Genomic DNA, 23,485 nt, shown 5'->3' on the forward strand with positions numbered 1-23,485 from the left:
CCCAAAAAGTTAAACGGACGGCCGCTGCCAACAAAAAAACTGCCGGGAAATTTCCCGGCAGTTTGAAAGTTCTTTATAGAAGATTTTCTTGAACGGTATTCGTTTTCGCTTTTTCTTCCTGTTCCAGTTCCTGGAGCAGTTTTTCTCCTTCAATATCCAGGTCCGGCAAAATCTTATCCAGCCATTTCGGCAGCCACCAGATTTTGTCGCCGAACATCGACATGACAGCCGGCACGAAAATCATCCGGATCAGGAAGGCATCGACCAGAATGCCGAAGGCCAAGGCGAAGCCGATCTGTTTGATCATGATGTCGTCCGTGAAAATGAAGCCGGAGAACACCGAGACCATGATCAAGGCTGCGGCCACGACCACTTTGCTTGCGGTCTTGTAGCCGTTGACGATGGCGTGGTCGCCTTTTTCGCCGTGGATATAAGCTTCACGCATAGAAGAAACAAGGAATACTTGATAGTCCATGGCGAGGCCGTACAGAATGCCCGTCACCATAATCGGGATAAAGCTCAAGAGCGGGCCGCCCGTATCGATTCCGAATATGGAACCGAGCCAGCCCCACTGGAACACGGCAGTCGTTGCGCCGAATGTCGCCATGATGCTGAGCAGGAAGCCTGCTGTCGCTTTGATCGGGATGAGGATCGAGCGGAAGACGACAAGCAAGATCACGAGAGACAAGACGACGATGATCGCAATATAGATCGGGAACACTTCGGCCAGTTTCTCGGAAATGTCGATATTGATGGCCGTCAATCCGGTCACGCCGATTTCCGTGTTCGTGTTTTCAGTAGTCGCTGCATCTGTCCGAAGGTCTTCAACCAATTCTTTGGTTGCTTCATCCGTCGGACCGTTTTTCGGAATGATGGAGATGATGGCAATGGTGCCGTCTTCGCTAAATCCGCCCGGGGAAACTTCCGCTATGGCTTCCTGCTGTGAAATGTTGGACAGCAGCTGGAAATATTCCTGCGGATCCACCGGATTTGCGTCTTTGTCTTTGGCAACGACGAGGAGCGGTCCGTTAAAGCCTTCTCCGAAGCTGTCTGAAATAATGTCATAGCTTTGTCTCGCCGGCGTATCTTTGTTGGAGCTGGCGCCGGACGGCATGCCCAGGTTCATCTGTGCAACCGGAACCGCGAGCGTTCCAAGAACTGCAATGACCAGCAAAACCGCTACCCATTTAGCTTTCAGAAGGCCGGTGATCCATCCTTGCGCAAAGCTTGGTTTGGAAGAGGCTGCTGTCTGTTGTTTGTTTCTTGTTTTCTTCGAAACGATTCGTTCGCCGATCAATCCGAGCAATGCCGGAAGGAGCGTCAAAGCGACAAGTACGTCGATTAAAACGGTGAGTGCAGCGACAAGCGCCATGCTGCTCAGGAAGCCGATTCCGATGACCAATAATCCGCTGAGCGCGATGATGACCGTCAGGCCGGCAAAGAAGACTGCGCTGCCTGCTGTCCCGGTTGCCCGTGCCGCTGCTTCTTTTGCGGTTAGGTTCTTCGACATGATCAGATTGCGCTGGCGGTTAACGATGAACAAGGCATAGTCGATTCCGACGGCTAACCCGATCATAAGGGCCAGTACCGGAGTCAAACTGTTGATCTCAAACAGATTCGACAATGCGAACGTGCCGCCGACACCGACGCCGACGCCGATCAAAGCGACGACGAGCGGCAAACCGGCAGCGATCAATGAGCCGAGTGTGACAACAAGAATGATGCCGGCGATTGCCAAACCGATGATTTCGTGCGTGCCGCCGATCGGAATATCGACCCCTTGCAGCGTACCGGTCGGGATGACCGTGATGGAAGAGCCTTCTTCAGCGATATCCGCTGCATCAGCCAGCTCTTCGCGTTCTGTTTCGCTTAAATCTTCTACGGTTTTCGTAAGTTGGAACTGGAATAACGCAATGGTTCCGTCCTCGGAAATCTGGACACCGGGAACCGGCATATCCTGGATGACGAGGGGACGGTGAGCGGCTTCAGGCGTCTGCAGCTGGCTCAACATGCCCTGCAATTCCTGCATCTGCGCCATGGCTTCCGGGTCCTGAAGCATCTCCATCGGATTCACGACATGGTCCAATCCGTAAATTTCGTTGACCGCCATGGCCAGCGCCTGTGCGTTTGCAGGATCGTCAATGGCCTGTCCTTCGGGCACTTCAAAAAGGTAGCTGCCCTGGCCGCCTGATGCCGCCGGGTATTCTTCTGCAAGCTCGTCCAGCACGTCCTGTGCGGCGGTCCCGTCAATTCTAGTTTCACTGCTTGTGCTCACGCCATTCACTGCGATGGCGGTGATGATGATTCCTAAAATGAGCAGCCAGCCGGCAATGAAAAGCCAAGGCTTGCTGTATGCTGTTTTTCCGATGCTGTAAAAAAATCTCGACACGTGTGCAACTCCGTTCTTTCTTGGTTTGGTTGGTTCAATTGAATCCTTTTCGCAAATGAGTAAAGACGGTATCCATGTAGTCATTGAACTCATTGCTGGTTTCGCTTTGTTCTTCGCCATCCGGCAGATTTACATCGAATCTCTCATCGAGAACCGGCAAGAGTGCGCCAAACACAGCGCCTATCAGGATGGGATAATATTCCTCCGGGTAATCGCTGCCGTATTCCTCGCTGATGCCGCGGGCGGCAAAGTCCTGCATTTCCTTTAATGCGCCTGTCACATAGAGCCGGAGCGCCGGATGGGTCTGTGACAGGGAAATCATCTGATTCAACCGCTTCAGTTTGTTGATCGTGAAACTGCGCCGGATGAAAATCTCAATGGTGCCCAAGGGCGTATGGTCTTTCGGAGAAAATTCGAACTGCCCTTCCGGCTGAAAGTAATCATCCAGGCTCAAGGAATTCGCAATCGCTTCTTCTTTGCAGGAAAAGTAATTGGCGAATGTCCGGCGGGAATAGCCGGCCTTCATGACAATGTCTTCTACTACAAAACCATCGACTCCGCGTTCGATTGCGAGGGTAAAGGCTGCTTCAGCCAATGCTTTCCGCGTTGCTATTTTCTTTTTATCGCGCAAACTGCTTTCTGCCATTTCGTCACCTCTTTAAAAGTTACGTTAAAGTTATATCACAAAAATGCACAAAGGGCAATTTTTCCCTTTGTGCATTTTTGTGAACAAAATAGCTTAGATAAGTTTTCAAACTATTTTATACAATCGGTTGACAGTTCCGAAAAAGATTTGATACTGTGTATATGAGTATAAACAGTATAACAGTCAAAAAGGAGTGTTGATAGATGAATGAATGGAAACAAGCTTCCCGGCTCGCAGCTTTTGAACTGAAAGCCTCCATGAAAAGCCTAATCACGATTTTTGTTTTCTATATTGCGATGAGCCTGCTCGTCTTGATGACGTTTGACCTTTATCTGGAAGGCGAGTTCCGGTTTTTTGATCTCCTGTTCCTGGTGATTTTCTTCCTGTTCCCGGCATGGATGAAGAGCAAGGAATTCCAGATGCAGAAAATGGACGGGGATTTATGGACAGCGCCGTCGATTGTCATGCTGCAGCAGCTGCCGATTCCAAAAGGCGTCATTGTCAAAAGCCGCTTTGTCGTCCATGCCGTTTGTTCGTTTCCGTTTCAGCTGATCCTGCTGATCAGTTTGCCGGTCGTATCGGAGAATTTCCGCAGCCTGATGACGCCGGTCACTTATATCGCTTTCGTGCTGATCTGGTTCGCGCTGTCGATTGCGGTCGGCTTCATCATGGCCGCAAGTGAAGCAGGCGGTAATTTTAAAACACGCGCAATCGTAAAGTCGTTCATTTACATGATTGCCGGCATCGCAGCTGTCTACGGACTGATTTACTGGTTCGCGGGCAACGGCTTTGTTCGCTGGACCATGACACTTGCAACGGACTGGACGTGGGTGTCTGTGATTGTGGCCATTGTTTTGAGTATCGCCGGCTGGAAATACTGGCAGGCGGATATGCGGAAAATGATCAAGAAAACGGATTACCTGTGAGAGGGGGACTGGAGTTTGCTGCCGATACGTTTATCCAAAGATTCTCGTGAACCTATTTACCATCAAATTGAAAAGCAGCTGAAAGCCTTGATTGCAGGCGGCCATCTCGCTGCCGGAACGCCGCTTCCGTCGATCCGGGCGCTGTCGAAAGACCTGGAAATCAGCGTCATCACGATACGCCGCGCCTATCAGGACCTCGAAGCGCAGGGCTTTATCGAAACAGCCCACGGCAAAGGGACGTTCGTCAAAGAAATCCAAGGAACCGTGAAAGAAGAAACGATGACGGCTTCAGTCCGGGCGGAATTCGAGCGGGCCATCCAAAATGCCATGGACTACGATTACACGGCCGTTGAAATCAAAGCGGTTTTTGAAGAGATTCTGGAAAAACTCGGGAAAGGGGAATGACAGATGCCAGCATGGATTGAAATAAAAGACGCCAGAAAGAATGTGGACGATTTTCAGCTGGGGCCGGTAAATCTTGAAATCGAAGCGGGCACCATCACCGCACTTGTCGGCACCAACGGCTCCGGCAAAAGCACGCTGCTGAAGCTGATGATGAATCTTGCCAATATGGACGGAGGAATGATCCGCATTCTCGGCAAACCGGTGGATGGGGGAGACGAAAGCTGGAAACGGCACATCACGTTCCAGCCCCAGAAGCAGATCGGCTGGAATGCCTATACCGGAAATGAACTGAAAAACCTAATTGCGCCGCTGTACGTAAAATGGGATGACAAGCTTTTCGAACACATCACCGGGCTCTTTGATATCCCGCTCAATAAGCGCTTCGGCAAACTGTCGCCCGGCATGCAGCAGAAATTAAGCTTAGCGCTTGCTTTGCCGCGAAAGACGGACATCCTGATCCTGGATGAGCCGACTGCGTCGCTCGATATCCCGTCGAAAAAGCTGTTCATGGACCTGCTCGTCGACTGGATGGAGCCGGAAGACCGCGCCGTCGTACTCGCGACCCATCAGCCGGACGATCTGCGGAAACTTGCGGATTACCTGTTTCTCATGCAAGACGGCCAAGGCATCGGCCTGTACGAAAAAGATGTGCTGACCTCGAGCTATCGCCGCTACTGGCTCACAGAGATGCCAGCAGATTCCGTTCCCGGGGAACTTTCCCGTGACGGACGCCAGCTCATCAGCCAAAACCCTGACGCAACAGAACAGTTTATAGTGGCGCAAAACATACAGGTCCTCGATGACCAAGCACTAGAATTGGAAGACATCATCAGCTTGCTGCTGAAATAATAATCCCGAAAGGATGAAGAACATGGAGACGATGCTCGCCGTAGAAGGTTTAGGCAAATCATTCAAAGACAAACAGATCATCCGAAACATCTCATTTGAAGTGAAAAAAGGGGAAATCATGGCGCTGCTCGGGCCGAACGGGGCCGGCAAATCGACGACGATCCGCAACATCATGGGCATCATGTACCCGGACGCGGGGTCAATCACATTCCACAATAGCAAAAACAAAGAAATTCCGCGCAACAAAATCGGATACCTGCCGGAAGAGCGCGGCCTTTATAAAAACGTCAACGTTATGGACATCCTGCTGTATCTCGCAGAGTTGAAAGACTATCCGAAAAACCGCGCAAAAGAACGCGCACTTGCGTATTTAAAAAAGTTCGGGCTTGAAGGAAAAGACAAAGTCGCCGTGGAAGAACTGTCAAAAGGGATGGGCCAGAAAGTGCAGTTTATCGCATCGATTCTCCATGAACCGGAGCTCCTGATCCTCGATGAGCCGTTTTCAGGGCTTGACCCGGTCAGCCAGGAGCTGTTCAAGGAAGAGATTCGCTCGCTCGCTGAAAAAGGCACAGCGATTCTCTTGTCTTCGCACCAGATGAACCTGGTCGAAGAAATGGCTGACCGTCTGTTTTTAATCCATCGCGGAACGAAAGTGATCTACGGAACGCTCAGCGAAGTGAAAAGGGAATACGCCAACTTCAAATGCACGATCAACGGTGTGAACAGCCGAAGCCTGCTGGAAGGGCTGCCGGAAGTGGAGCGGGTCGAACAGAACGGGGAAATCGCGGTGCTGTATCTGTCACGGAATGTACAGCCGGCCGTCTGGCTGAAGAATCTGCCGGCGGAACTGGACATCCAGGAACTGTCGATCGACCGCATCTCGCTGCACGAAATCTTCATCGACATTGCCACTGACAAGAATCTTTTGAAGGAAGCGGGTGAAGCACATGCGTAACACGATGAAAGTCGCCAAATGGGAAATCAAACGCAATATGAAAAGCAAATCGTTCATCATCGGCTTGTTTCTGACACCAATCATTTTCCTGGCCTTCTTCCTGCTGCCGGACTTGTTCCGTTCAGACGAAGAACCGGCTGCAACGAAAGTCTACGTCAACGACGAGCTTGGAGTCTACGAACAATTGGAAGCCGCTGCAGCTTCAACCGAATGGCAGCTGGAAGAAACGCAAATCGCCGAATCGGAAGCGGAAGCGGCGCTTGAAGTAGAAGAAGATGCCGCATACGTCTTTATCAACGAACAGTCGGTTGAAAACGGCAAAGTCACGGTCTATACAAACGAGGATACCGATTCGGGTTTCATGGAGGAAGTTCAAGTGCTGAGCGGTCCGCTGCAGATGATGCAGATCGAACAGCTTGGATTGACGCCGGAAGAAGCGGGAATGGTCGCGCAGGGCATCGTCTTTGAAGACGCTTCCGTTGAAGCGGAAGATGGCGGACTGTTCAGCGAAGGGATGCTCGAACGAATCATTCCTGGCGCTTTCGCCGCTGTCGTCATGCTATCGATCGTCTTCACGGGAATGGCGATCTTCCAAAGCGCGTCGCAGGAGAAGAAAGACAAAATCGCCGAAATCATCCTGTCGTCTTTGACTCCGGCTGATTTGATGCAAGGCAAGATTATCGGCTATTTCGTCCTCGGCATCATCCAGCTGATTGTCTATGTTGCGATCATCCTGCCGGTGTTGCTGTGGAAAATTGATATGCCGATTATGGAATACTTGCTCGTGCCGGAACTGGCCGTCTTGCTGCTGATTGCGGTACTCGGCTATCTCTTGTATGCGGCACTGTTCGTCGGCATCGGCGCCACAATGGCCGACATCTCGACCGCCGGAAACTTCCAGGGACTTGTCATGATGCTGCCGTTCAGTCCGTTCCTGTTCATCGGTCCTGTATTCAGCGACCCGAGCGGATTCTGGGCACAGCTCGGAAGCTACATCCCGTTCACATCACCGGGAGTCTTGATCTTGCGCCTATCACTCCTTGAAGAATGGCCATGGGTGGAAATCGGCATCGCTGTCGCCATTCTCGCCATCAGCGTCTGGGTCTTCATGAAGCTTGCCGGAAAAGTCTTCAAGACCGGAATTCTCATGTACGGCAAGAACGCAACACCGGGCGAAATCTGGAAATGGATTCGCGCTTAAAAAGAATTCAAAATAGATTGACTTTTCACTTGGCCGATTGTAGGATTATGGATAACTAATTGAATATAACTTTCTTATCAAGAGAGGTGGAGGGATTTGGCCCTTTGAAGCCTCAGCAACAGACTGCAAAGTACTGTGCTAATTCCAAAAGCGTTCAAGCTTGAAGATAAGAAGAGAACTTTGACCTTCATCTGCCAAACCCTCTTCTTAATCCAGGAAGAGGGTTTTTAGTTGCCCTCTATCCACAAACCCCAAGGAGGAATTTACCATGTCCATCAAAACACTCGAAACGATCGAAGCCATCAACTTACTAAAACAGAAGACGTGGGTCGACTTGACTCATACATTCGGTCCCGACTCGCCGCATTTCTCGGCGTTTGAAGATGCGAAATTCGATACCTTGTTCAGTCACGATGATGGATTCTTCGCCCAGCGCTTTACATTTCCCGGGCAATACGGAACCCATCTCGACGCACCGATCCATTTTGTCCGCGATGCCCGCTATCTTCACGAACTGGGGTTGAAGGAACTCGTTCTTCCGCTCGTTGTCATCGACAAGTCAAAAGAAGCGGAAGCAGACCCTGACTTTACGTTAGGGATTGACGGCATTGAAGCGTTCGAAGCCGTACACGGCAAAATCGAAGCCGACACGTTCGTCGCGCTGCGCACGGATTGGAGCAAACGCTGGCCGGACAAGGAAGCCTTCGACAATAAAGACGAAGAAGGCAATAGCCATGCACCCGGCTGGTCCGTTGAAGCATTGAAATTCCTTTTTGAAAAACGGGGCGTACGGGCAGTCGGCCATGAAACGTTCGACACCGACTCCGCCATCGACTACCGCAGAAACGGAGCGCTTCTCGGCGAGTATTATGTACTCGACCAAGACACGTATCAAGTCGAGCTGCTTGCGAATCTCGATCAGCTTCCGGCAAAAGGGGCCGTGATTTTCAACATCGTCCCGAAAGCGGACAAAGCTTCCGGCTTCCCGGTGCGTTCGTTTGCAATCTTGCCGTAAGAAATAGAATCTTTGACAACAGACAGTGTATCCATGCTGTCTGTTTTTGAATCCGGACAAATGAAAGCGCTCTTACATCTTCTAATGTTTTCAATTATAATAAGATTATTCTGAAATATAGGAGGGGTTTCATAGATGAATCCGAGTGAGACTTGGCAGTACATTTTAACGAAGGCAAACAGCAGGTCATTTGAAATCCCTACAACGCCGCAAAATAAACGAATACCTAAATGGTTTTCTGTATCAAGAAATGATGAATATATTGTGGTTGCTAATGCTAAAACAAATTCGCCGAGCGTAAGCCTGAAAAATGAAAGACGTATTACTTTCAGTGATTTTGAATCGATCTTCGATTACTATGAAATCCGAAAAAATGGAGCAAAAGGAATCAGTAAAGAAGTAGCTGCAAAATCCATGAATTCTGCCTATATCTTTGCATTGATTGATGATGCATATAAAACAGCTGCGATTTCAGTTTGATTTTTTAGCTGGACAAAAAATGTTTCCATATTCCATAACAAACGAAAAGGGGTGACGGGATGGGAAACAAGAGCCACGGCTTAAAGCACGGCTGGACATTCATTGCACACAAATCCTATAAGATTTTTTCAAACGCCAATGCCTATGTCGTCATTGACTATGAGAACGACATCGTCCTCCAGTTTGCCGTCACAGATGCCGACCTGGAAATCGTCACCGCCAACTGGGGCCTTAACTTTAAAATTATCCTGGGATTCAAGACGATTAAGATTTTGGATTTCCCGGAAGAGTGATTCGAGTGAAAATAAAATTTGTATGAAAACGCCTGACACATTGCTGTCAGGCGTTTCTTGTTGGTGTTAGTCGTAAACCGACAGTTTCCCGGCATATTGCGCACTTCCGCGGTCAGTCAGGAGGTTCACTTCAATCAAGTAATCGCCTGTTGTATCAGGCAAAGTAAATGCCAGATCTTCGACTTCAACCGCTGTTTCTTCGCCGCCATGCCACAAACGGACACTTAAACTTTGAAAATCAAAATCTCCGTGTTCAAAGAGCAGGTCAACCATTTCGCCCGCCACAAAACGCATTTCGGGCTGCTCGTCCGCAAACGCCAAAAAGTCTTCCACTTCTGTATCAATCCGTTTATTTTCCGGTCCCAGCCAATCGACATCCGCTTCTGCAAGTTCGTCCCATTCGACAGGAGCGCTCCCGGAAAGGGTGATGCCAGGCGGCGTAAAATCGTAGTTCTCTCCGATGCAGCCGGCCAAACAAATGAGCAGCATCAGGCCAATTGCCAATCGTTTCATCTCGCACCCCGATTCTTCACGTTCTTCTTGCTAATCTAGACCGCTTCCTTCGCGTAAAAGTTTCCATTCGCGGGGATCAAGCGGTCAGGGATGGAGAGAGAAACTAAAATTTCGGTAAATAAAATTCGCTAAACAACATTTATTTATTGATTTACGATAAATAATATGGTAAATTCAATGTAATAACAAACGAGTGAGGTGTTTTTTGATGAAACGGGAAACAATCTTTTTGAAGCTGGTCATCGTCCTGATGGCACTGCCGGCTTTGGCTATCTCTATTTTCGTGGTGCCGCCGATGACCGGTTTTGTCGGCGAGATCCTGCCGAAATGGGAATTCTTGAAATACGTTTTCATGCTGACGTTGTACGGATCGGCTATCGCTTATTTTGCAGCGCTCTACCAAACACTGAAGCTTCTCGGGTATATTGATAAAGGCATCGCTTTTTCGGAACGCTCGGTAAAGGCGCTGAAGAACATCAAATACTGTGCGCTGGCCATTACAGTGCTGTTCATTCTGAACTTGCCGATCATCCTGTACACGGCGGAAGTCGATGATGCACCGGGCCTCGGTGGCCTTGGGATGATCATCACGTTCGGAGCAATTGTCATTGCGGTTTTCGCAGCGGTGCTCCAAAAGCTGCTGCAGAATGCCATCGATATCAAATCTGAAAACGATTTAACTGTGTGAGGTGCAACTATGGCGATTATCATCAATATTGACGTAATGCTGGCCAAACGGAAAATGAGTGTGACCGAACTGTCGGAACGGGTGGGCATCACCATGGCTAACCTGTCGATCCTGAAAAACGGCAAAGCGAAAGCGGTGCGCCTGTCGACACTCGACGCCATCTGCAAGGCGCTGGACTGCCAGCCGGGCGATGTGCTTGAGTACCGGGAAGACGAAAATCTGCAAGGCTAATAAACTTTTGAGAAACAGGACCCGCCAAAAACGGCAGGTCCTGTTTTACTTTTAGGAAAACTGGCTCAATGGAAAAACGGGAAATTATGCAGTATGATGGAAGAGCAGGGAAGAGACCTGCTCCAAAGGAGTGATATCAGATGGCAATAAATCGATTGTCAGCGTCAGCAAAAACTCACGTAAAGCCTGGTATGCGGAATGGCGATACTTTATGTGGGGCAAGAAGTACGGTTTAAATCGCCTGCAGATGTGTCATGGCCGATACACGGCTTCCTTATAGCATTCATCCAACAAACCATAAGGAGTGGCTCGAATGATACATGTAAAAGAAACGAACGATAAAATAGGAAACACGAATAGCGGACCGGAAGCATTTATCCGGAACGACCAATATAATTTCATCAAAGACCAGACGAAGATCCTCGTGAACGGACAGGCGACCGGCAACGATGCCGAAGTGCTGAATGTCCTTCGCCACCTGGCGCACGAAAAAGTCTTCAAGCTGTTTCCGTCGCTTGACGCCGAACAGAAAGCGGTCTTGAATCCGCTCGCTTCGGTCAAGGAAACCGCAGATGCGGAAATTTTCCTGGAACAACTATCCCCTTATGTCATCCCGTTCAAAAACGTGACCGACCAAGGCTTGAAGAAACTGTTCCCGAAAGCGAAAAAGCTGAAAGGGCCAAAACTCGACACAATCGATTTCAAGAAACGCTCGTACCTCAGCTGGATTGAAAGCTCGACGCTTATGTACATGGTACTTGAAAAAGACGGCCGCTTCGAGGCGATCCATGGCAGCTTCACCCGCAGCGCCAAAAAAGGCATCTGCTCGATCTGCAACCGCCACAGTGAAGTCGGCATGTTCACCGCCAAAACGAAAGGGTCCAGCCAGGACAATTTCGTCAAACGCGGCAACTACGTCTGCCAAGACAACGAGGTCTGCAACAGCAACATCAATACATTGGAGCGCCTGCACGAATTCGTCGAGCGCCTTCAGAAATAGAAAAATGAAAAACGGCTTTCCAGGAGATTGGAGAGCCGTTTTTTTTAAGTGGATTCATTCATTGCCTGAATCGCCAGTTCAATGGATTTCAGCCGCCGTTCCAAAAGCGTCTTTTGCGGACTGCCGTCTTTCGATTTGGCATAGGACCTTTCAATGGGAGGAAGGAGGCCGGACAGAACTTCTTGGGATTCCCTGATCTCCTGCGGACTGCAATCGAAAGGCTGTTTATGCCAAACGTTTTCAAGAATCGCTAAACCAATCTTTAAAGCGTTTAGCCGCTTTTCGAGCAAGGTCGTATTGGATCTTTTTTCGGTCATCTGCGCCAAAGCTGTTTCACATTTCCGGATGGTGGATTCGAAAGAGCGGATTGATTCAGTTTGTTGGGCCGGGGTGGTCGACTCCATCTAGTAAAACCTCCTGTCATTCGGAATAGGTCTTTCTGTTATTCTACTAGGAGAAATCCAAACAGCCAAACACATGACAGGAAAATGTATAATAGAAGATAATCGAAACGAAGGCAAGATGCGCCTTCTCATATAGGAGGAAATCGGATGAATAAAAAAGAACTCGTTCAAGCCATTTCACATAGGAGTAAAATCTCAAAAGACCAGGCAGCGAAAGTTCTTAACGAAATCACTTCCCGCATCACTGAAGCATTAGCAAAAAGCGATGAAGTGAAGATCAATGACTTTGGCACGTTCCAGCTGACGGAGAAAAAAGAGCGGAAAGGCCGCAATCCGCAGACCGGCGAAGAAATCACCATTGCCGCATCAAAAGCACCGCAATTCAAAGCAGCCAAAGTGCTGAAAGACATCCTCAATGAAAAAAGCTTTATCGAGAAATTCGTCTCAACCGGCAAACTCAACGAGGAAGAGGCAAACGTCCTCACGTGTGTTTTCGAAGAAAGCCGGAAAGCGAAAGAAGCAGGCGAAGATGCAAAAGAAGGCAAGCTCGTAGAAGTAAAAGCAATCGCAGAGGAGCTCGGCATGGACTACCCGGAAGCGGAAATGATTGCGAGCCGGTTGATCGGAAAGAAAATCCTGAATACGAAAGTGTTCACGAGCCAGATTGAAGAAGTGTTTTTGAGAGGGAATTACCGGAAGTACTTATAAGAACTAAAAAATTCAAAGCGCTTCAGTTTATATAGCTGAAGCGCTTTTTCTTGCAATTAGATTATTTATTCATTAAATCTTGCAGCTGTTTCACTGAGAACTCTCGAACGGGATAAGCTTTGCTGCTGTTCTGGTGATTGAAGATATAGTGAGTGCCGCCGGATACTTTGACGCGGAATTTCCAATGCGGCCGGCCGGAGCTGTTGATCACGTATTGATCGGCAGGCATCATTTCACGGATAAAGCGGTCAAGATCGGCAACGAGCAATTTGTCGAAAAAGCGTAGAACAAGAAATCCTTTGTATGTTCTTTCTTGGTAGCGATCCACGGATGATCTGCTCAAGTCAAACCAATTATGCTGATTTTGAGCAGAGGGCGAAAGAACAAAAAGCCCTTCTCTTAAAAAGACAGCCGTATTTGAGACTTGCCTTAAGCGAAGATCTTGCGTCAATACATGCTTGTTCACATTCATCGAACTTTGTTTATCGGTCATGTTTGGTACTCCTTCTAAAATAGAGTGGATATCTCAACATAAAAAGCGTAGATTGGAGCTAAACAAAGATGTTAAGTGCATTCTCATTATAAATGTAACTTCTAAAAAAATGTAATTATATACTTGAAATAGTAAAGAAACTACTACAAATTATAATGGAGAAGAAGTATTATCGTTTTTAACTTGGTTTATAAAAGTAACAACTTCTTCTACAGTTTCATCTAAATTTTTTTTAATTTCATGTTCCCAAATTCTTTTTATATGCCAGCCTTTTTCAATATAAAATTGATTTATTTCTTTATCTCTTTCTTGATTGCGGTGTATTTTTTTATCCCAGTACTCCAAGTTGCTCTTTGGGCGGATAAAATGAATTGGACAAGCATGCCAGAAGCAAGAATCTATAAAGATCACTATCTTGTATTTTTGAATTGCAATATCTGGCTTTCCTTTTAACTTTTTTACATTTTTTCTAAAGCGAATTCCTTTATTCCAAAGACTCTTAGTAAAAATATTTTCTAATTTCGATTGAGAACGAATGGCTTGCATTGTTTTACGGCGATTTTCTTTCGACATATTATCAGGCATAAGAATTCACCCCTTCTTGTTTCTTTCCTTAACTTTAAATAGCTTAAACTTGAAGATTCCAACTACTGTAAAAAATAAAGAAAGAAATATTAAAAGTTAAAAAAATAAAAAATCAGTGATTAAGGATGTTTATAGTAAAAATCCGCTTTAGGAAACTTGATAAATTCTTTTTAATAAGGTATGCTGCTAATAAAGCCAATAAGAATATATGTTCTTAGCACAAGGTAAAGAAAGGAACTGCTTCTAAAATGACTAAACAATATAAAATACTCGATTTATTTTCTGGAGCAGGCGGTTTAAGCAGTGGTTTTGAACAGACTGGACGATTTTCAGTAGTAGGTGCAGTTGAAATAAACGAAGCAGCTCAAAAGACTTTTATAAGAAATCATGGCAATAACAATGAACTTGTTTTAAAATCCCCTGAAACAAATAAGAGTGATATCACAAAGATTGACTTTAAGTCGCTGAACCTAAAATCAGATGAAACTGTAGTAATTGGTGGGCCGCCATGCCAAGGATTTTCGAACGCCAATCGGCAAAAAAATTACTTGATCTCTGGCAACAACCAACTTGTAAAAGAGTATGCTAGAGCGATTCGCGACATTAAGCCAGTAGCTTTTTTAATGGAAAATGTTAAATCAATGAATTCCTCTGTACATAAATTTTTTGTCACAAATTACGTGGAAGATAATCTGAATGATTTTAGTTCACAAAAACATTTAGATGAAATTTCGAAGACGGGCGAAGTTCAATTATATGAAGAAGATGATATAGAACTGGTGCTATCCAATAGTGCTCAGTTAAAAGAGATTCTTCGTGAATTTAATGAGATTTCTAATGTTCCTGCTCCTCTAATTACAGATGCCTTATTAATTACGAGATTAAGGACTATAGAACAAAGAATGAAAAATCTCACTAGCGTCCAACTTAAAAATGCCAAGGAAAAGATGGAAGTAAAAAAAATTCTATTACTTTTAAGTAATTATAGCGCCTATAGAAATTTTGATTCGATAATCATAAATACTGTAGAAGGACTTCAACTATTGCTAGAAGAGCCGGTCTCTTCACATTTGTTAAAAGAAAAAATCCAAAATTTTATTGATTTGAACCGTTTTTTGACCCGTTGCCAGGAACTTAAAGATGAAAATATTTTTTGCGGCAGCATTGAATTAGTTGAGGGTTCAGATTTTACAATGCGAGTTTCTGTCTTCTCTTATAATGTAGTTCAGTATCTTAAGCGTTTATTTGTTTCATATGGGTATTCTTTGGACAGCAAGGTATTAGATGCCTCTCAATTCGGAGTTCCTCAACGCCGTCATCGTTTTATGATGATGGGAATAAGAAAAACAATACACAAGGTAGAGCTTCCTACCACAAATAATGGGCGTTTATTTACTGTAAAGGATGCAATCAAAGATTTGGAAAGCATTTTACCGCAACATGAAATGGAAAATTATAATGCGAATATATATACGACACCGGACATTTCTTCTGAGTTACTTAATTATTATAGAGAGGGGATGAAGTGCAACCTATTATATGATCACATAAATACAAAAAGCTCTCCTCTTATTCAAGAGCGTTATGAACATATTCTTAATTCTAAAGGGAAAAACTTCCACAGTTTGCCGGACAGTATGAAAAAAACATATACTGACGCTTCTAGGACACAAAACACAGTTTATCTTCGATTGAATTATGAGGAACCTTCTCCCACTGTAATAAATGTGCGCAAATCAATGTGGCAACATCCTTCAAAAGCTCGTGCTCTTAGCATTAGAGAAGCAGCTAGACTGCAATCTTTTCAAGATAAGTTTGCGTTTGAGGGAAGAAAAGACGAACGATACCAACAAATTGGAAATGCAGTACCACCTATAATGGCAAAAGCCGTAGCAGATAAAATGTTAAGTTACTTGATATAGTCTAATATTAGTTTTATAAGTACTGTAGATTGCTTTTTATTTTTAGAATTAGAAGATGATTTTAGCTTTGTCTATAAATGAAAAATAAGGCATAACCAATTCGAGATTTCGATTTGGTTATGCCTTATTTTAATTTTACATTTTTACTTATAAATCTAGTCATCTTAAATATTGAGTTTACGCTAAGCTAAAGTTAAGCATTAAAATAATATTCTCTGTGCCATTTCAAATACTTTTCTACAGCAGGAGCCACAGCAATATTGATATTCTTATCAATACTCAATAACTTTTGAGTCTCCTTTGAAATTTTAGAAGATATTAATATTTTTCCTTCTGAAGTGAAACTAATATAACCATTGTCAAATACTTTATCATGGTTAGGACATAATAGAAAACCATTATTAGTATCCATTCTTTCTTTATTAGAACATAATCTCCAAGGCTTTATATGACTGGCTATTAAAAATCTAGTATCTTTCATATTACACATCGCGCATTTTTGTGATTGTTGTAATAATTTATTTTTAAACATTCTTTGTCCTCTTCTTAAAACTACTTCTTTTAATAAATCTGTATTAAAATTTTCTTCTATTCTTTTTTCAATTTGTTTTGTTACAACTGAAAAATCTACTTGGTATTCGAAAGGTTCCACAACAAATACTCCATCTTCTCTTTCTTCAACAATCTTACCTAAACCTAATATCATATTCTGTCCTTTAGCTATTTTATGTAATATACCAAAAGGTATATCGTTTTTTAGATTATATCTAGCTGCTGCTACATCGCTTATCTTTCTATTATCCCTTTCACCTCTGGGAGGGTGCATATTAATTTTTAAAAAACTTTCTCCATCATCATCCCATATTATTTGTTTTCCATAATTATTATCCGACTCGGTAGCTTGATAAGACAAAAGATAAGGTTTTAAAGCAGGTTTGTAAAATCCTCTAATTAAGTCGTGGAGTATATGAGGGGAATCAACAAACTCATCTGCTGGTAACTTTTCAACATTGTTTACCCCTTTTATACCGATCTTCCCAACAATTAATGTACCTTTAAAGTATTGAAATTTTTTTAATAATCCTAAATGCAAATCTTCCAATAATTATCCCGCCTTTCAACGTGAATATAAAACTAAATATACCAAAATTAATAGAATACACAATTTTTTCCTCTTTAAACTTCAAAAAAATGTTAAAATATAACCAATTAACTTTATTTTGTTTAAGAAAGGATGACTAGAATATGTTACTAACTGACTTTTCTTCTCCAGAATTTGATGAACATAGAAATGTAGTAGAAAAACTACGGAATAAAGGACGGGAATGGGATTATATAAAATATTATGGAAAGCATGATGCCGAAGGATTAAAAAATAAATTAGAGCAACTAAAAGAAGACGATATGATTCCAGAAAATTTGGATGTTTCTCTTTGGTTAAGTATTGTAGAGTTTTTAAGAGAAGCAGCTGAACGAGAGCAGACAATTGAAGAAAAGATAGCTAATAATAGAATTTTAAGCAGACGACAAGACAATGATTTAACAATTCCTGATAGTGCGGTAAGTAGTTGGCAATTATACGTAAATAAATTGATCCAACAGGGATGGACTGATGAATCAATTAAAGATATTGAAAATACTACAATCAGTATTTTAAGAAAATTAAGAGTAGAAACAGAAGATCCTATAAAAGGTTTGACAATTGGACACGTGCAGTCCGGAAAAACCGCAAGTATGGCTGCGTTAATGGCGATGGCTGCAGACTGGAAATTCAATTTATTTATAGTCTTGTCTGGTACAATTGAAAATCTTAGAAAGCAAACAGAAGATCGGCTTATAAATGATCTAAAAACATCTGGAAATCTTTCTTGGGAACGATTAAGTCAGCTTTCCCTAAAAGCTGGTTCTTCACACAAAGTAAAAAATCTTGTTTTAAATAAAATGTCTCGAGAACGTTATCTAAATGTATGTTTGAAAAATAAAACACGTTTAAATGATTTAATCCATTGGTTAAAAGAAGATGGTAAGAAACTATCGCAAATGAGAATTTTAGTCATCGACGATGAATCAGATCAAGGTGGAATAAATACAAATGATGTAAATAATTCTTTGGCAGAGCGAACAGCCTTGAATAAGGCGATTGTTGATCTTGTGAATATACAAGCAACTGACGGTGCGACTCCACTAAGTATGAACTACGTTAGTTATACGGCAACGCCTTATGCAAATTTTTTAAATGAAGCTACAGAAGAATCGCTATATCCAAAAGATTTTGTAGCGGTTTTAAATCCGGCAAAAGAATACTTTGGCGCTAAAGAAATTTTTGGATTAGAAAATGATGAATATTATCGTGGTTTACCTATAGTACGTGAAATAGACATGAAAAATTATGATCTAGTCAAAGACATTCATAATGGACAAGCGTTTCAAATGCCTGAATCATTTAAAGATGCTCTACATTGGTTCTTAATATCGACTTCAATTATGCGATATCGGAAATATAAAAAGCCAATTAGTATGTTGATTCATACAAGTCAAAAGCAAGTCCACCATAGAGTATTTGCTGAATTGATAGATGCTTATTTTAAAAATACATCGAAAATGGAGATTATTGAGGCTTGTCGTAGTCTATACGAAAAAGAAAAAATGAAGTTCACAAAAGAAGATTTTGAAATGGAGTTTGAGATTTATCCAAATAAAGAAGAAGTAAAAGACTACCCAGTATTTGAGAAAATTGAAGAGGAGTTAAAGCGTTTAATACGTAAAAGTCCTTCTCACATTAATGTCTTAGAAGAGACAAAGAGACTGGATTATCATGATGGATTGCATTTATGTATTGATAATTGCTCTAATAACAAAATAACAGATGATTTAGAGCATGTACGTTTAGCTTATCCAGATCCAGAACTGCCGAATTACCCAGCACCGGCGCCTGCATTTATTGTAATTGGAGGCAGTACACTATCCAGGGGATTAACAATAGAAGGATTAGTAAGCACTTATTTTCTACGTACTACTTCTCAAGCAGACTCGTTACTTCAAATGGGACGGTTCTTTGGCTACCGTAAAGGTTATGAAATGTTGCCACGCATTTGGTTAACAGATGATACGGCAGCTAAATTTAGATTTCTTGCTACTCTTGAAGAAGAAATGCGTGAAGATATTGAAACGTTTATTTTAGAAGGTATGGATGCAAATGAATACGGTCCAAAAATTAAAAATTCTCCTAAGCTGACTTGGGTGCGTATTACCGCTAAAAATCGGATGCAAAATGCTGAAGAAATAGACTTGGATTTTTCAGGTACCTCTAATCAAACTGTAGTATTCGATGATAACGAAATAATTCAAAGAAAAAATATCGAAGTGACGGAAAACTTTTTGAATAACTTGGATGAACCACAAGAAACAAGAAATAAACGTGGACTCTATTGGGAAAATGTAGATTTTAAAAAAATCAAAGAAAATTTCTTTGAGAAGTTTAAGTTTAGTGAACAAAGCGAATTCTCAAATCTATCTACTTTCCTTGAATGGTATGAAAAGAAAGAAAAAGAAGCGGGTTTTACAAACTGGAATGTTGTTTTATCAAGTAGTGGTGTAATTGATAGTGAAAGTGACAAGCAGTGGAACGTAGCAGGACACAGTGTAGGTCTAGTAACCCGTAGTCGACGTGGGTCAGAATCGGGAGAGAAGATAAATATTGGGGTTTTAAGAACCCCGTCAGATTTATATGCTGATATGACAAAAGAAATGTATGAAGGAATTGATGATGAATTCAAGCCTACAAAAGCTGGGAAAGAAGTGAGAAGCAAAATTGAAAGTCAATTAGAAGAGATTGATCAAAAGCAACCGAAAAAAAGCATTATTAACGAAATGCGCAAAGCTGCAGGCATTGGTTCGACACCACAACTGCTATTATATCGGATCGATAGAGAGTCTAAATTTGATGAAACAAAACAGAAAGCAAATACAAAAGAAGCAGACAAACGTTATGATTTGAAAGCATCAGAAGACTTAATTGGAGTTAGCCTATTTGTGCCAGGTTATCGTTCTGGTAAAAACTTGGGAACTAAGTTATCAATTCGAATTGAAAATCCAATAGGGGAGCCTGAAATGGAAGAGGGAGAAGAATAATGCAAATTGAAATTGCAGAATTCGGAAAGATGTCTCAATCGGGTAGTTCTTTACTGAATCTCATACAAAATAATGATCTGCCAATATTAGACTTGCTGGTTCGTGAAGCAGTTCAAAATAGTTTAGATGCTGGAATTACAGTTAAAGAACATGACTCTGTTTTTGTCGATATTGGCATCAAAGATATAAATGTTGAAGGATTTTCAAGCTATCTAGAAGGAGTAACGGACCAAATTAATAAGAGATTTGGATCTTCGCCACAAAAAGCTATTTATATTGAAGATACGCATACAAGTGGTTTAACAGGTTCTTTAGATTTCGACCATTATCCAAACAGTAATATCTTTAAATTGATCTATGGCATTAGTATGGCTCAAGAAATGCAAGGAGCTGGTGGATCTTGGGGATTAGGCAAAACAGTTTATTTTAGAGTAGGAATCGGAATGGTAGTATATTATTCCCGTATTTTAAATGAATCTGGTGATTTTGAACAACGTCTGGCAGTCACTTTAGTCGAAAATGAAAAATTAGCTGAATCAATTATTCCTAAGACTTCGAATAAATTTTTGAGTGGGATAGCTTGGTGGGGCGAGCGGATTTCTCAGAACAGCAAAGGGACTGTGCCAATTACTGATGACGAGAAAATCCATGAAATATTAGAAACTTTAGAGATGAAACCTTTCACTGAGGAAAGTGTTGGAACTAAAATTATTATTCCATTCATCGATGAACAAAAATTGCTTATTAAACACGAAACTAATGAAAGTGAAAATAAGCCTTGGGAAAACGATGTTACAGAGTATATTCGAATTGCTATGCAAAGGTGGTATTCGCCACGCCTTGGCAACAAAAAATATAAATATGGGAAATATTTAGATGGACATGTGAATGGTAAAAGATTAGAAAAAGAAGAATTTCTTGCAGTTTTTTTGGAATTCCAATTGATGTACAATGCTGCAGTTTATGGAAGCCAATCAGACAGATATTTTGTGAGTGATATTCAAATTAGAAATTACTTTGAACATACTAAAGTTAACAATGCAGGTAGAGTTGCTTTTAAAAAGTTTTCGCGGAAAGAATTAGATATGCTTGCACCAATAAATGGGCCAACGCCATTTGCCTTAGTAAATGAAAAAAATACAGCTGTAGAAGGAAATGCACCGCTAATAGCTTATGTAAGAAAACCAGGAATGATAGTAAGTTATGAATTAGAAGGTGAGTGGAGTAAAGGTATTAGTCCTACTAGTGAACATGAGTATTTAATAGCAATTTTTGTTCCCAACTCTGAAACTAAGTTATTGCACCCCGATGGGAATGTAATAGATTTAGAAGGATACTTAAGAAAAAGTGAGATGGCTGATCATACATCCTGGTCTGATATTATTTTAAATAATAAACCAGTAGATATTGTTGAAAAGATTCGAAATCAAGTTCGGCGTAAAATAAAATTATCATTTGAAATCAAAGAAGAAGTAAAAGACAAACAAGTCATGAATGCTTTAGCACGTAATGTAGGGAAAATGTTATTGCCGCCAACTGGTTTCGGGCGTCGTGCCTCTAGTCGGAATCAAGCTGGCACTAGACCCTCTGTGGAAAAATTACAAGGTAGCAATGATAATAAATTTAAAGTTTTGTCTCAAAATTATTTAAGTAACGGAGCTATAGAAGTTCATTTTAAAATGAAATTAGAGAAAAAAGTCACTGCTTTTACAATTGAAATTTTTGTAGCTTCGGAGAGCGGAAAAATTTCAGCTCTTGAGTGGGAGCAAGTAGATAGTATTGGCACACCTTTTCCAGCACGTATAACAAGAATTGCTTTTCCAGAAACGATTGGTTCATTTGGAAGATCAACTGCAAAGAAAAGTGCGAGTAAAGTATTATACGCAATACACATTGAAAAAAAACAGCTTTCAGTCGAATGTCTGGGTAGTGTTGTAATAGAATGTTCAGATCCACATATACAATTAGAAATACTAATGAGGCCAGAAGGAAGTGGAAGTAATGGCTAACAGAATTAGTATGAATAAATTTTTTGATGAGGCCATGGAAGAATTGTTAAATGTTAATTTAAACTTTGATTTTTTTTATAAAGAGGTAGATGGTTCTAAGTATATTTTGGATCAAATTGTGGATCATGAATTTAAAATATTGCTTAAAAACGAAGATGACAGTTGGGATTACGCTGAGAAAGGTTTAGGAATATCGGGAAACATTATTTTGGGCAATCCGTCTAGTCTGTTTGGACCTACACAGTTAGTTGCAATGGACGCAGAATTAGGCTTTGCATTCGAGTGGATGTCTAAACAGTCATCTCAACGTGGGGTGATTCCACTGGCTGCTATTACAAGCACAACACCTAATAATGTTGTTATACCTGTTGACCATTATTTCCCTAAGGACAAACTTTTTGGAGAAGTCTATATATCACTTATACTCTATTTGAAAAAGGCGAGCAGAAATAGTGTAAGAGGGCAAGCAGGATATACTGGAATTATTTTAGGAGAGTTAGTGGAATGGAATGTAATTTTGGATGGAGCAGGATCTACGTTCCCAATTGTAATTGTAGATGAGCCAGAAGCACCCTTATGGTATGTTGATTTTAATTACTCGGAGCCATTGATTGAACCATTTGATAAAGAATATATTGCAATTTATCTAAACAAAGCTCACGTAGCTTTTTCGGCAATTAAAACGCCTAAGACTAAATTTGATCAATCTCTCTATGTAGAATTTTTGTCTGGTGCTTTACAAATCATACTTCAGAACTTAATTGAAACTACAGATTGGCAAGATATAAAAGAAGGGAAAAACTGTGAAGAAGGCTCTATTGGGGAAGTTATGCACTATTTTTTAACTACTTTTAATTGGGATTTTGATGCTCCCGAAAGATTAGCGGTCTCGTTACGTAAGGATTTAGAAAGTCGATTGAAGTCGGGTGAATTATAATGTGGGAAAATTTAATTTATACAAAGGCTCAAGCTAAGGTAAAGTATCAGCAAATTGAAGCGGAACCTGAGGGTTCCGCTCCATCTAATATAAAGCCTTTTTTTAAGTTATTACGTGAAGTAATAATGAAAGAAAAGAATAACTTTTTTATAGATAACTCTCAAAAAATTAACTCGTACTCATTTGATCTTCACATGGGTTTAAATTTATATTGTGTCTTAAAAGAAAAATATGCCTTTACGGAACGTTTAGCAGCACAAGATGAGGTTTGGCGTTATTTGTCATTAGAGATATTTCCAGACTTAGTGTATGACCGACACGGTTTAAAGGATCAGCGTTTTTATAAAGATCCACGTCGTATATGGTTAAAAACTATATGGTGGTATATTCATTTATCTTGGCAAGGTGCAGCGGAAGAAACTTTTGATGTACTAAAAGAAAATTCAGCTGATGTAATTATGCAATTGGTCGACCGTTCAGGAAGCGGCGGATATCGAGTAGACCTAGCCCGTGAAATAATGCGTCAATATAAAATATACAATGATTCCTCAATCCCCCAACTATTTCGTCGTATCTCTAAATTAAATACTGCCAGATTAAATATGACTGAACCTAATCTAGTGGAAGGCGGGATTGAAAGATATGTTGAAGATTTATATAGCTACTTTTTAAATTAACTAAGCCATTTCTAGGAAAGAGTAGATC

General features: G+C 42.0%; 24 protein-coding genes and 1 riboswitch. Of the genes, 17 read left to right on the forward strand and 7 right to left on the reverse strand.

The window, feature by feature from the left end; genetic code table 11:
- Positions 1-73 precede the first annotated feature (73 nt).
- Positions 74-2,389 (reverse strand): MMPL family transporter, encoded by a 2,316-nt coding sequence (locus tag MTR82_RS03950; RefSeq protein ID WP_246807838.1) that lies wholly within the window; start codon positions 2,387-2,389, stop codon positions 74-76.
- Positions 2,390-2,423: 34 nt separating this feature from the next.
- Positions 2,424-3,035, reverse strand: a complete 612-nt coding sequence (locus MTR82_RS03955; RefSeq protein ID WP_246807840.1) for a TetR/AcrR family transcriptional regulator — start codon at positions 3,033-3,035, stop codon at positions 2,424-2,426.
- Between the two features lie 203 nt (positions 3,036-3,238).
- Here MTR82_RS03955 and MTR82_RS03960 point away from each other — a divergent pair, with 203 nt between their 5' ends.
- The 8 genes from MTR82_RS03960 (at position 3,239) to MTR82_RS03995 (ending at position 9,159) form a co-directional block, all read left to right on the forward strand.
- Positions 3,239-3,961: a hypothetical protein gene (locus MTR82_RS03960; RefSeq protein ID WP_246807841.1), complete on the forward strand. Its 723-nt coding sequence runs from the start codon at positions 3,239-3,241 to the stop codon at positions 3,959-3,961.
- Between the two features lie 15 nt (positions 3,962-3,976).
- On the forward strand, positions 3,977-4,366 hold the full coding sequence (locus tag MTR82_RS03965) for a GntR family transcriptional regulator (RefSeq protein ID WP_246807843.1): 390 nt from the start codon (positions 3,977-3,979) through the stop codon (positions 4,364-4,366).
- Between the two features lie 3 nt (positions 4,367-4,369).
- Positions 4,370-5,215: an ATP-binding cassette domain-containing protein gene (locus tag MTR82_RS03970; RefSeq protein ID WP_246807851.1), complete on the forward strand. Its 846-nt coding sequence runs from the start codon at positions 4,370-4,372 to the stop codon at positions 5,213-5,215.
- Positions 5,216-5,237: 22 nt separating this feature from the next.
- A complete protein-coding gene (locus tag MTR82_RS03975) occupies positions 5,238-6,170 on the forward strand; it encodes an ABC transporter ATP-binding protein (RefSeq protein WP_246807852.1) in 933 nt (310 codons plus the stop codon).
- On the forward strand, positions 6,163-7,371 hold the full coding sequence (locus MTR82_RS03980) for an ABC transporter permease (RefSeq protein ID WP_246807853.1): 1,209 nt from the start codon (positions 6,163-6,165) through the stop codon (positions 7,369-7,371). Before MTR82_RS03975 ends, MTR82_RS03980 begins: the two co-directional genes overlap by 8 nt.
- Positions 7,372-7,442: 71 nt before the next feature.
- Positions 7,443-7,544: riboswitch (SAM riboswitch) on the forward strand.
- Between the two features lie 95 nt (positions 7,545-7,639).
- Positions 7,640-8,386 (forward strand): cyclase family protein, encoded by a 747-nt coding sequence (locus MTR82_RS03985; RefSeq protein WP_246807854.1) that lies wholly within the window; start codon positions 7,640-7,642, stop codon positions 8,384-8,386.
- A gap of 135 nt (positions 8,387-8,521) precedes the next feature.
- Entirely contained in the window at positions 8,522-8,866 is a 345-nt protein-coding gene (locus tag MTR82_RS03990; protein ID WP_246807855.1) for a hypothetical protein, read from the forward strand.
- A gap of 59 nt (positions 8,867-8,925) precedes the next feature.
- Positions 8,926-9,159, forward strand: a complete 234-nt coding sequence (locus MTR82_RS03995; RefSeq protein WP_246807856.1) for a hypothetical protein — start codon at positions 8,926-8,928, stop codon at positions 9,157-9,159.
- 66 nt (positions 9,160-9,225) lie between these two features.
- On the opposite strand, the gene MTR82_RS04000 is transcribed toward MTR82_RS03995, so the two are convergent.
- Entirely contained in the window at positions 9,226-9,672 is a 447-nt protein-coding gene (locus tag MTR82_RS04000; RefSeq protein ID WP_246807857.1) for a hypothetical protein, read from the reverse strand.
- Between the two features lie 205 nt (positions 9,673-9,877).
- Between MTR82_RS04000 and MTR82_RS04005 the strand changes: the two genes are divergently transcribed.
- The 3 genes from MTR82_RS04005 (at position 9,878) to MTR82_RS04015 (ending at position 11,591) form a co-directional block, all read left to right on the forward strand.
- On the forward strand, positions 9,878-10,360 hold the full coding sequence (locus MTR82_RS04005; protein WP_246807858.1) for a DUF2975 domain-containing protein: 483 nt from the start codon (positions 9,878-9,880) through the stop codon (positions 10,358-10,360).
- 9 nt (positions 10,361-10,369) lie between these two features.
- Positions 10,370-10,591, forward strand: a complete 222-nt coding sequence (locus tag MTR82_RS04010) for a helix-turn-helix domain-containing protein (RefSeq protein WP_235197481.1) — start codon at positions 10,370-10,372, stop codon at positions 10,589-10,591.
- Positions 10,592-10,904: 313 nt separating this feature from the next.
- The gene (locus tag MTR82_RS04015; protein ID WP_246807859.1) at positions 10,905-11,591 is read left to right on the forward strand and encodes a FusB/FusC family EF-G-binding protein; all 687 of its coding nucleotides are present in this window, start codon (positions 10,905-10,907) and stop codon (positions 11,589-11,591) included.
- A gap of 44 nt (positions 11,592-11,635) precedes the next feature.
- Here the strand turns inward: MTR82_RS04015 and MTR82_RS04020 are convergent, their stop codons facing one another.
- The gene (locus MTR82_RS04020; RefSeq protein WP_246807860.1) at positions 11,636-11,995 is read right to left on the reverse strand and encodes a hypothetical protein; all 360 of its coding nucleotides are present in this window, start codon (positions 11,993-11,995) and stop codon (positions 11,636-11,638) included.
- Positions 11,996-12,142: 147 nt separating this feature from the next.
- On the opposite strand from MTR82_RS04020, the gene MTR82_RS04025 reads away from it, so the two are divergent.
- On the forward strand, positions 12,143-12,703 hold the full coding sequence (locus MTR82_RS04025) for an HU family DNA-binding protein (RefSeq protein WP_246807861.1): 561 nt from the start codon (positions 12,143-12,145) through the stop codon (positions 12,701-12,703).
- Between the two features lie 61 nt (positions 12,704-12,764).
- Here MTR82_RS04025 and MTR82_RS04030 read toward each other — a convergent pair whose 3' ends face one another.
- Together MTR82_RS04030 and MTR82_RS04035 are read right to left on the reverse strand one after the other, a co-directional pair.
- Entirely contained in the window at positions 12,765-13,196 is a 432-nt protein-coding gene (locus MTR82_RS04030; RefSeq protein WP_246807863.1) for a hypothetical protein, read from the reverse strand.
- Between the two features lie 150 nt (positions 13,197-13,346).
- A complete protein-coding gene (locus MTR82_RS04035; RefSeq protein WP_246807864.1) occupies positions 13,347-13,781 on the reverse strand; it encodes a very short patch repair endonuclease in 435 nt (144 codons plus the stop codon).
- Positions 13,782-14,029: 248 nt separating this feature from the next.
- Between MTR82_RS04035 and MTR82_RS04040 the strand changes: the two genes are divergently transcribed.
- Positions 14,030-15,703 carry a DNA cytosine methyltransferase gene (locus tag MTR82_RS04040; protein WP_246807866.1) on the forward strand — a complete coding sequence of 558 codons (1,674 nt, stop codon included), beginning with the start codon at positions 14,030-14,032 and terminating at the stop codon, positions 15,701-15,703.
- A 193-nt stretch (positions 15,704-15,896) separates the two neighbouring features.
- Here the strand turns inward: MTR82_RS04040 and MTR82_RS04045 are convergent, their stop codons facing one another.
- On the reverse strand, positions 15,897-16,805 hold the full coding sequence (locus tag MTR82_RS04045) for an HNH endonuclease (protein ID WP_246807868.1): 909 nt from the start codon (positions 16,803-16,805) through the stop codon (positions 15,897-15,899).
- Between the two features lie 143 nt (positions 16,806-16,948).
- Between MTR82_RS04045 and MTR82_RS04050 the strand changes: the two genes are divergently transcribed.
- The 4 genes from MTR82_RS04050 to MTR82_RS04065 are packed head-to-tail and all read left to right on the forward strand — an operon-like array spanning position 16,949 to position 23,457.
- Positions 16,949-19,834 (forward strand): Z1 domain-containing protein, encoded by a 2,886-nt coding sequence (locus tag MTR82_RS04050; RefSeq protein WP_246807869.1) that lies wholly within the window; start codon positions 16,949-16,951, stop codon positions 19,832-19,834.
- Complete coding sequence (locus MTR82_RS04055; RefSeq protein ID WP_246807871.1) at positions 19,834-21,843, forward strand: hypothetical protein; 2,010 nt, start codon at positions 19,834-19,836, stop codon at positions 21,841-21,843. Before MTR82_RS04050 ends, MTR82_RS04055 begins: the two co-directional genes overlap by 1 nt.
- Positions 21,836-22,780, forward strand: a complete 945-nt coding sequence (locus tag MTR82_RS04060) for a hypothetical protein (RefSeq protein ID WP_246807873.1) — start codon at positions 21,836-21,838, stop codon at positions 22,778-22,780. The genes MTR82_RS04055 and MTR82_RS04060 overlap by 8 nt, the downstream gene beginning before the upstream one ends.
- Positions 22,780-23,457 (forward strand): DUF6339 family protein, encoded by a 678-nt coding sequence (locus MTR82_RS04065; RefSeq protein WP_246807874.1) that lies wholly within the window; start codon positions 22,780-22,782, stop codon positions 23,455-23,457. Before MTR82_RS04060 ends, MTR82_RS04065 begins: the two co-directional genes overlap by 1 nt.
- Positions 23,458-23,485 lie beyond the last annotated feature (28 nt).

Origin of the sequence: Planococcus ruber (assembly GCF_022819085.1) — a bacterium.
GTDB lineage: Bacteria > Bacillota > Bacilli > Bacillales_A > Planococcaceae > Planococcus > Planococcus ruber.

What these genes read in the sequence shown, in the direction of transcription:
- MTR82_RS03955 (WP_246807840.1), bottom strand. Translation starts at nt 3,035, where the DNA reads ATGGCAGAAAGCAGTTTGCGCGATAAAAAGAAAATAGCAACGCGGAAA.
- MTR82_RS03960 (WP_246807841.1), top strand. Translation starts at nt 3,239, where the DNA reads ATGAATGAATGGAAACAAGCTTCCCGGCTCGCAGCTTTTGAACTGAAA.
- MTR82_RS03970 (WP_246807851.1), top strand. Translation starts at nt 4,370, where the DNA reads ATGCCAGCATGGATTGAAATAAAAGACGCCAGAAAGAATGTGGACGAT.
- MTR82_RS03975 (WP_246807852.1), top strand. Translation starts at nt 5,238, where the DNA reads ATGGAGACGATGCTCGCCGTAGAAGGTTTAGGCAAATCATTCAAAGAC.
- MTR82_RS03980 (WP_246807853.1), top strand. Translation starts at nt 6,163, where the DNA reads ATGCGTAACACGATGAAAGTCGCCAAATGGGAAATCAAACGCAATATG.
- MTR82_RS03985 (WP_246807854.1), top strand. Translation starts at nt 7,640, where the DNA reads ATGTCCATCAAAACACTCGAAACGATCGAAGCCATCAACTTACTAAAA.
- MTR82_RS03990 (WP_246807855.1), top strand. Translation starts at nt 8,522, where the DNA reads ATGAATCCGAGTGAGACTTGGCAGTACATTTTAACGAAGGCAAACAGC.
- MTR82_RS03995 (WP_246807856.1), top strand. Translation starts at nt 8,926, where the DNA reads ATGGGAAACAAGAGCCACGGCTTAAAGCACGGCTGGACATTCATTGCA.
- MTR82_RS04000 (WP_246807857.1), bottom strand. Translation starts at nt 9,672, where the DNA reads ATGAAACGATTGGCAATTGGCCTGATGCTGCTCATTTGTTTGGCCGGC.
- MTR82_RS04010 (WP_235197481.1), top strand. Translation starts at nt 10,370, where the DNA reads ATGGCGATTATCATCAATATTGACGTAATGCTGGCCAAACGGAAAATG.
- MTR82_RS04015 (WP_246807859.1), top strand. Translation starts at nt 10,905, where the DNA reads ATGATACATGTAAAAGAAACGAACGATAAAATAGGAAACACGAATAGC.
- MTR82_RS04020 (WP_246807860.1), bottom strand. Translation starts at nt 11,995, where the DNA reads ATGGAGTCGACCACCCCGGCCCAACAAACTGAATCAATCCGCTCTTTC.
- MTR82_RS04025 (WP_246807861.1), top strand. Translation starts at nt 12,143, where the DNA reads ATGAATAAAAAAGAACTCGTTCAAGCCATTTCACATAGGAGTAAAATC.
- MTR82_RS04030 (WP_246807863.1), bottom strand. Translation starts at nt 13,196, where the DNA reads ATGACCGATAAACAAAGTTCGATGAATGTGAACAAGCATGTATTGACG.
- MTR82_RS04035 (WP_246807864.1), bottom strand. Translation starts at nt 13,781, where the DNA reads ATGCCTGATAATATGTCGAAAGAAAATCGCCGTAAAACAATGCAAGCC.
- MTR82_RS04040 (WP_246807866.1), top strand. Translation starts at nt 14,030, where the DNA reads ATGACTAAACAATATAAAATACTCGATTTATTTTCTGGAGCAGGCGGT.
- MTR82_RS04050 (WP_246807869.1), top strand. Translation starts at nt 16,949, where the DNA reads ATGTTACTAACTGACTTTTCTTCTCCAGAATTTGATGAACATAGAAAT.
- MTR82_RS04055 (WP_246807871.1), top strand. Translation starts at nt 19,834, where the DNA reads ATGCAAATTGAAATTGCAGAATTCGGAAAGATGTCTCAATCGGGTAGT.
- MTR82_RS04060 (WP_246807873.1), top strand. Translation starts at nt 21,836, where the DNA reads ATGGCTAACAGAATTAGTATGAATAAATTTTTTGATGAGGCCATGGAA.
- MTR82_RS04065 (WP_246807874.1), top strand. Translation starts at nt 22,780, where the DNA reads ATGTGGGAAAATTTAATTTATACAAAGGCTCAAGCTAAGGTAAAGTAT.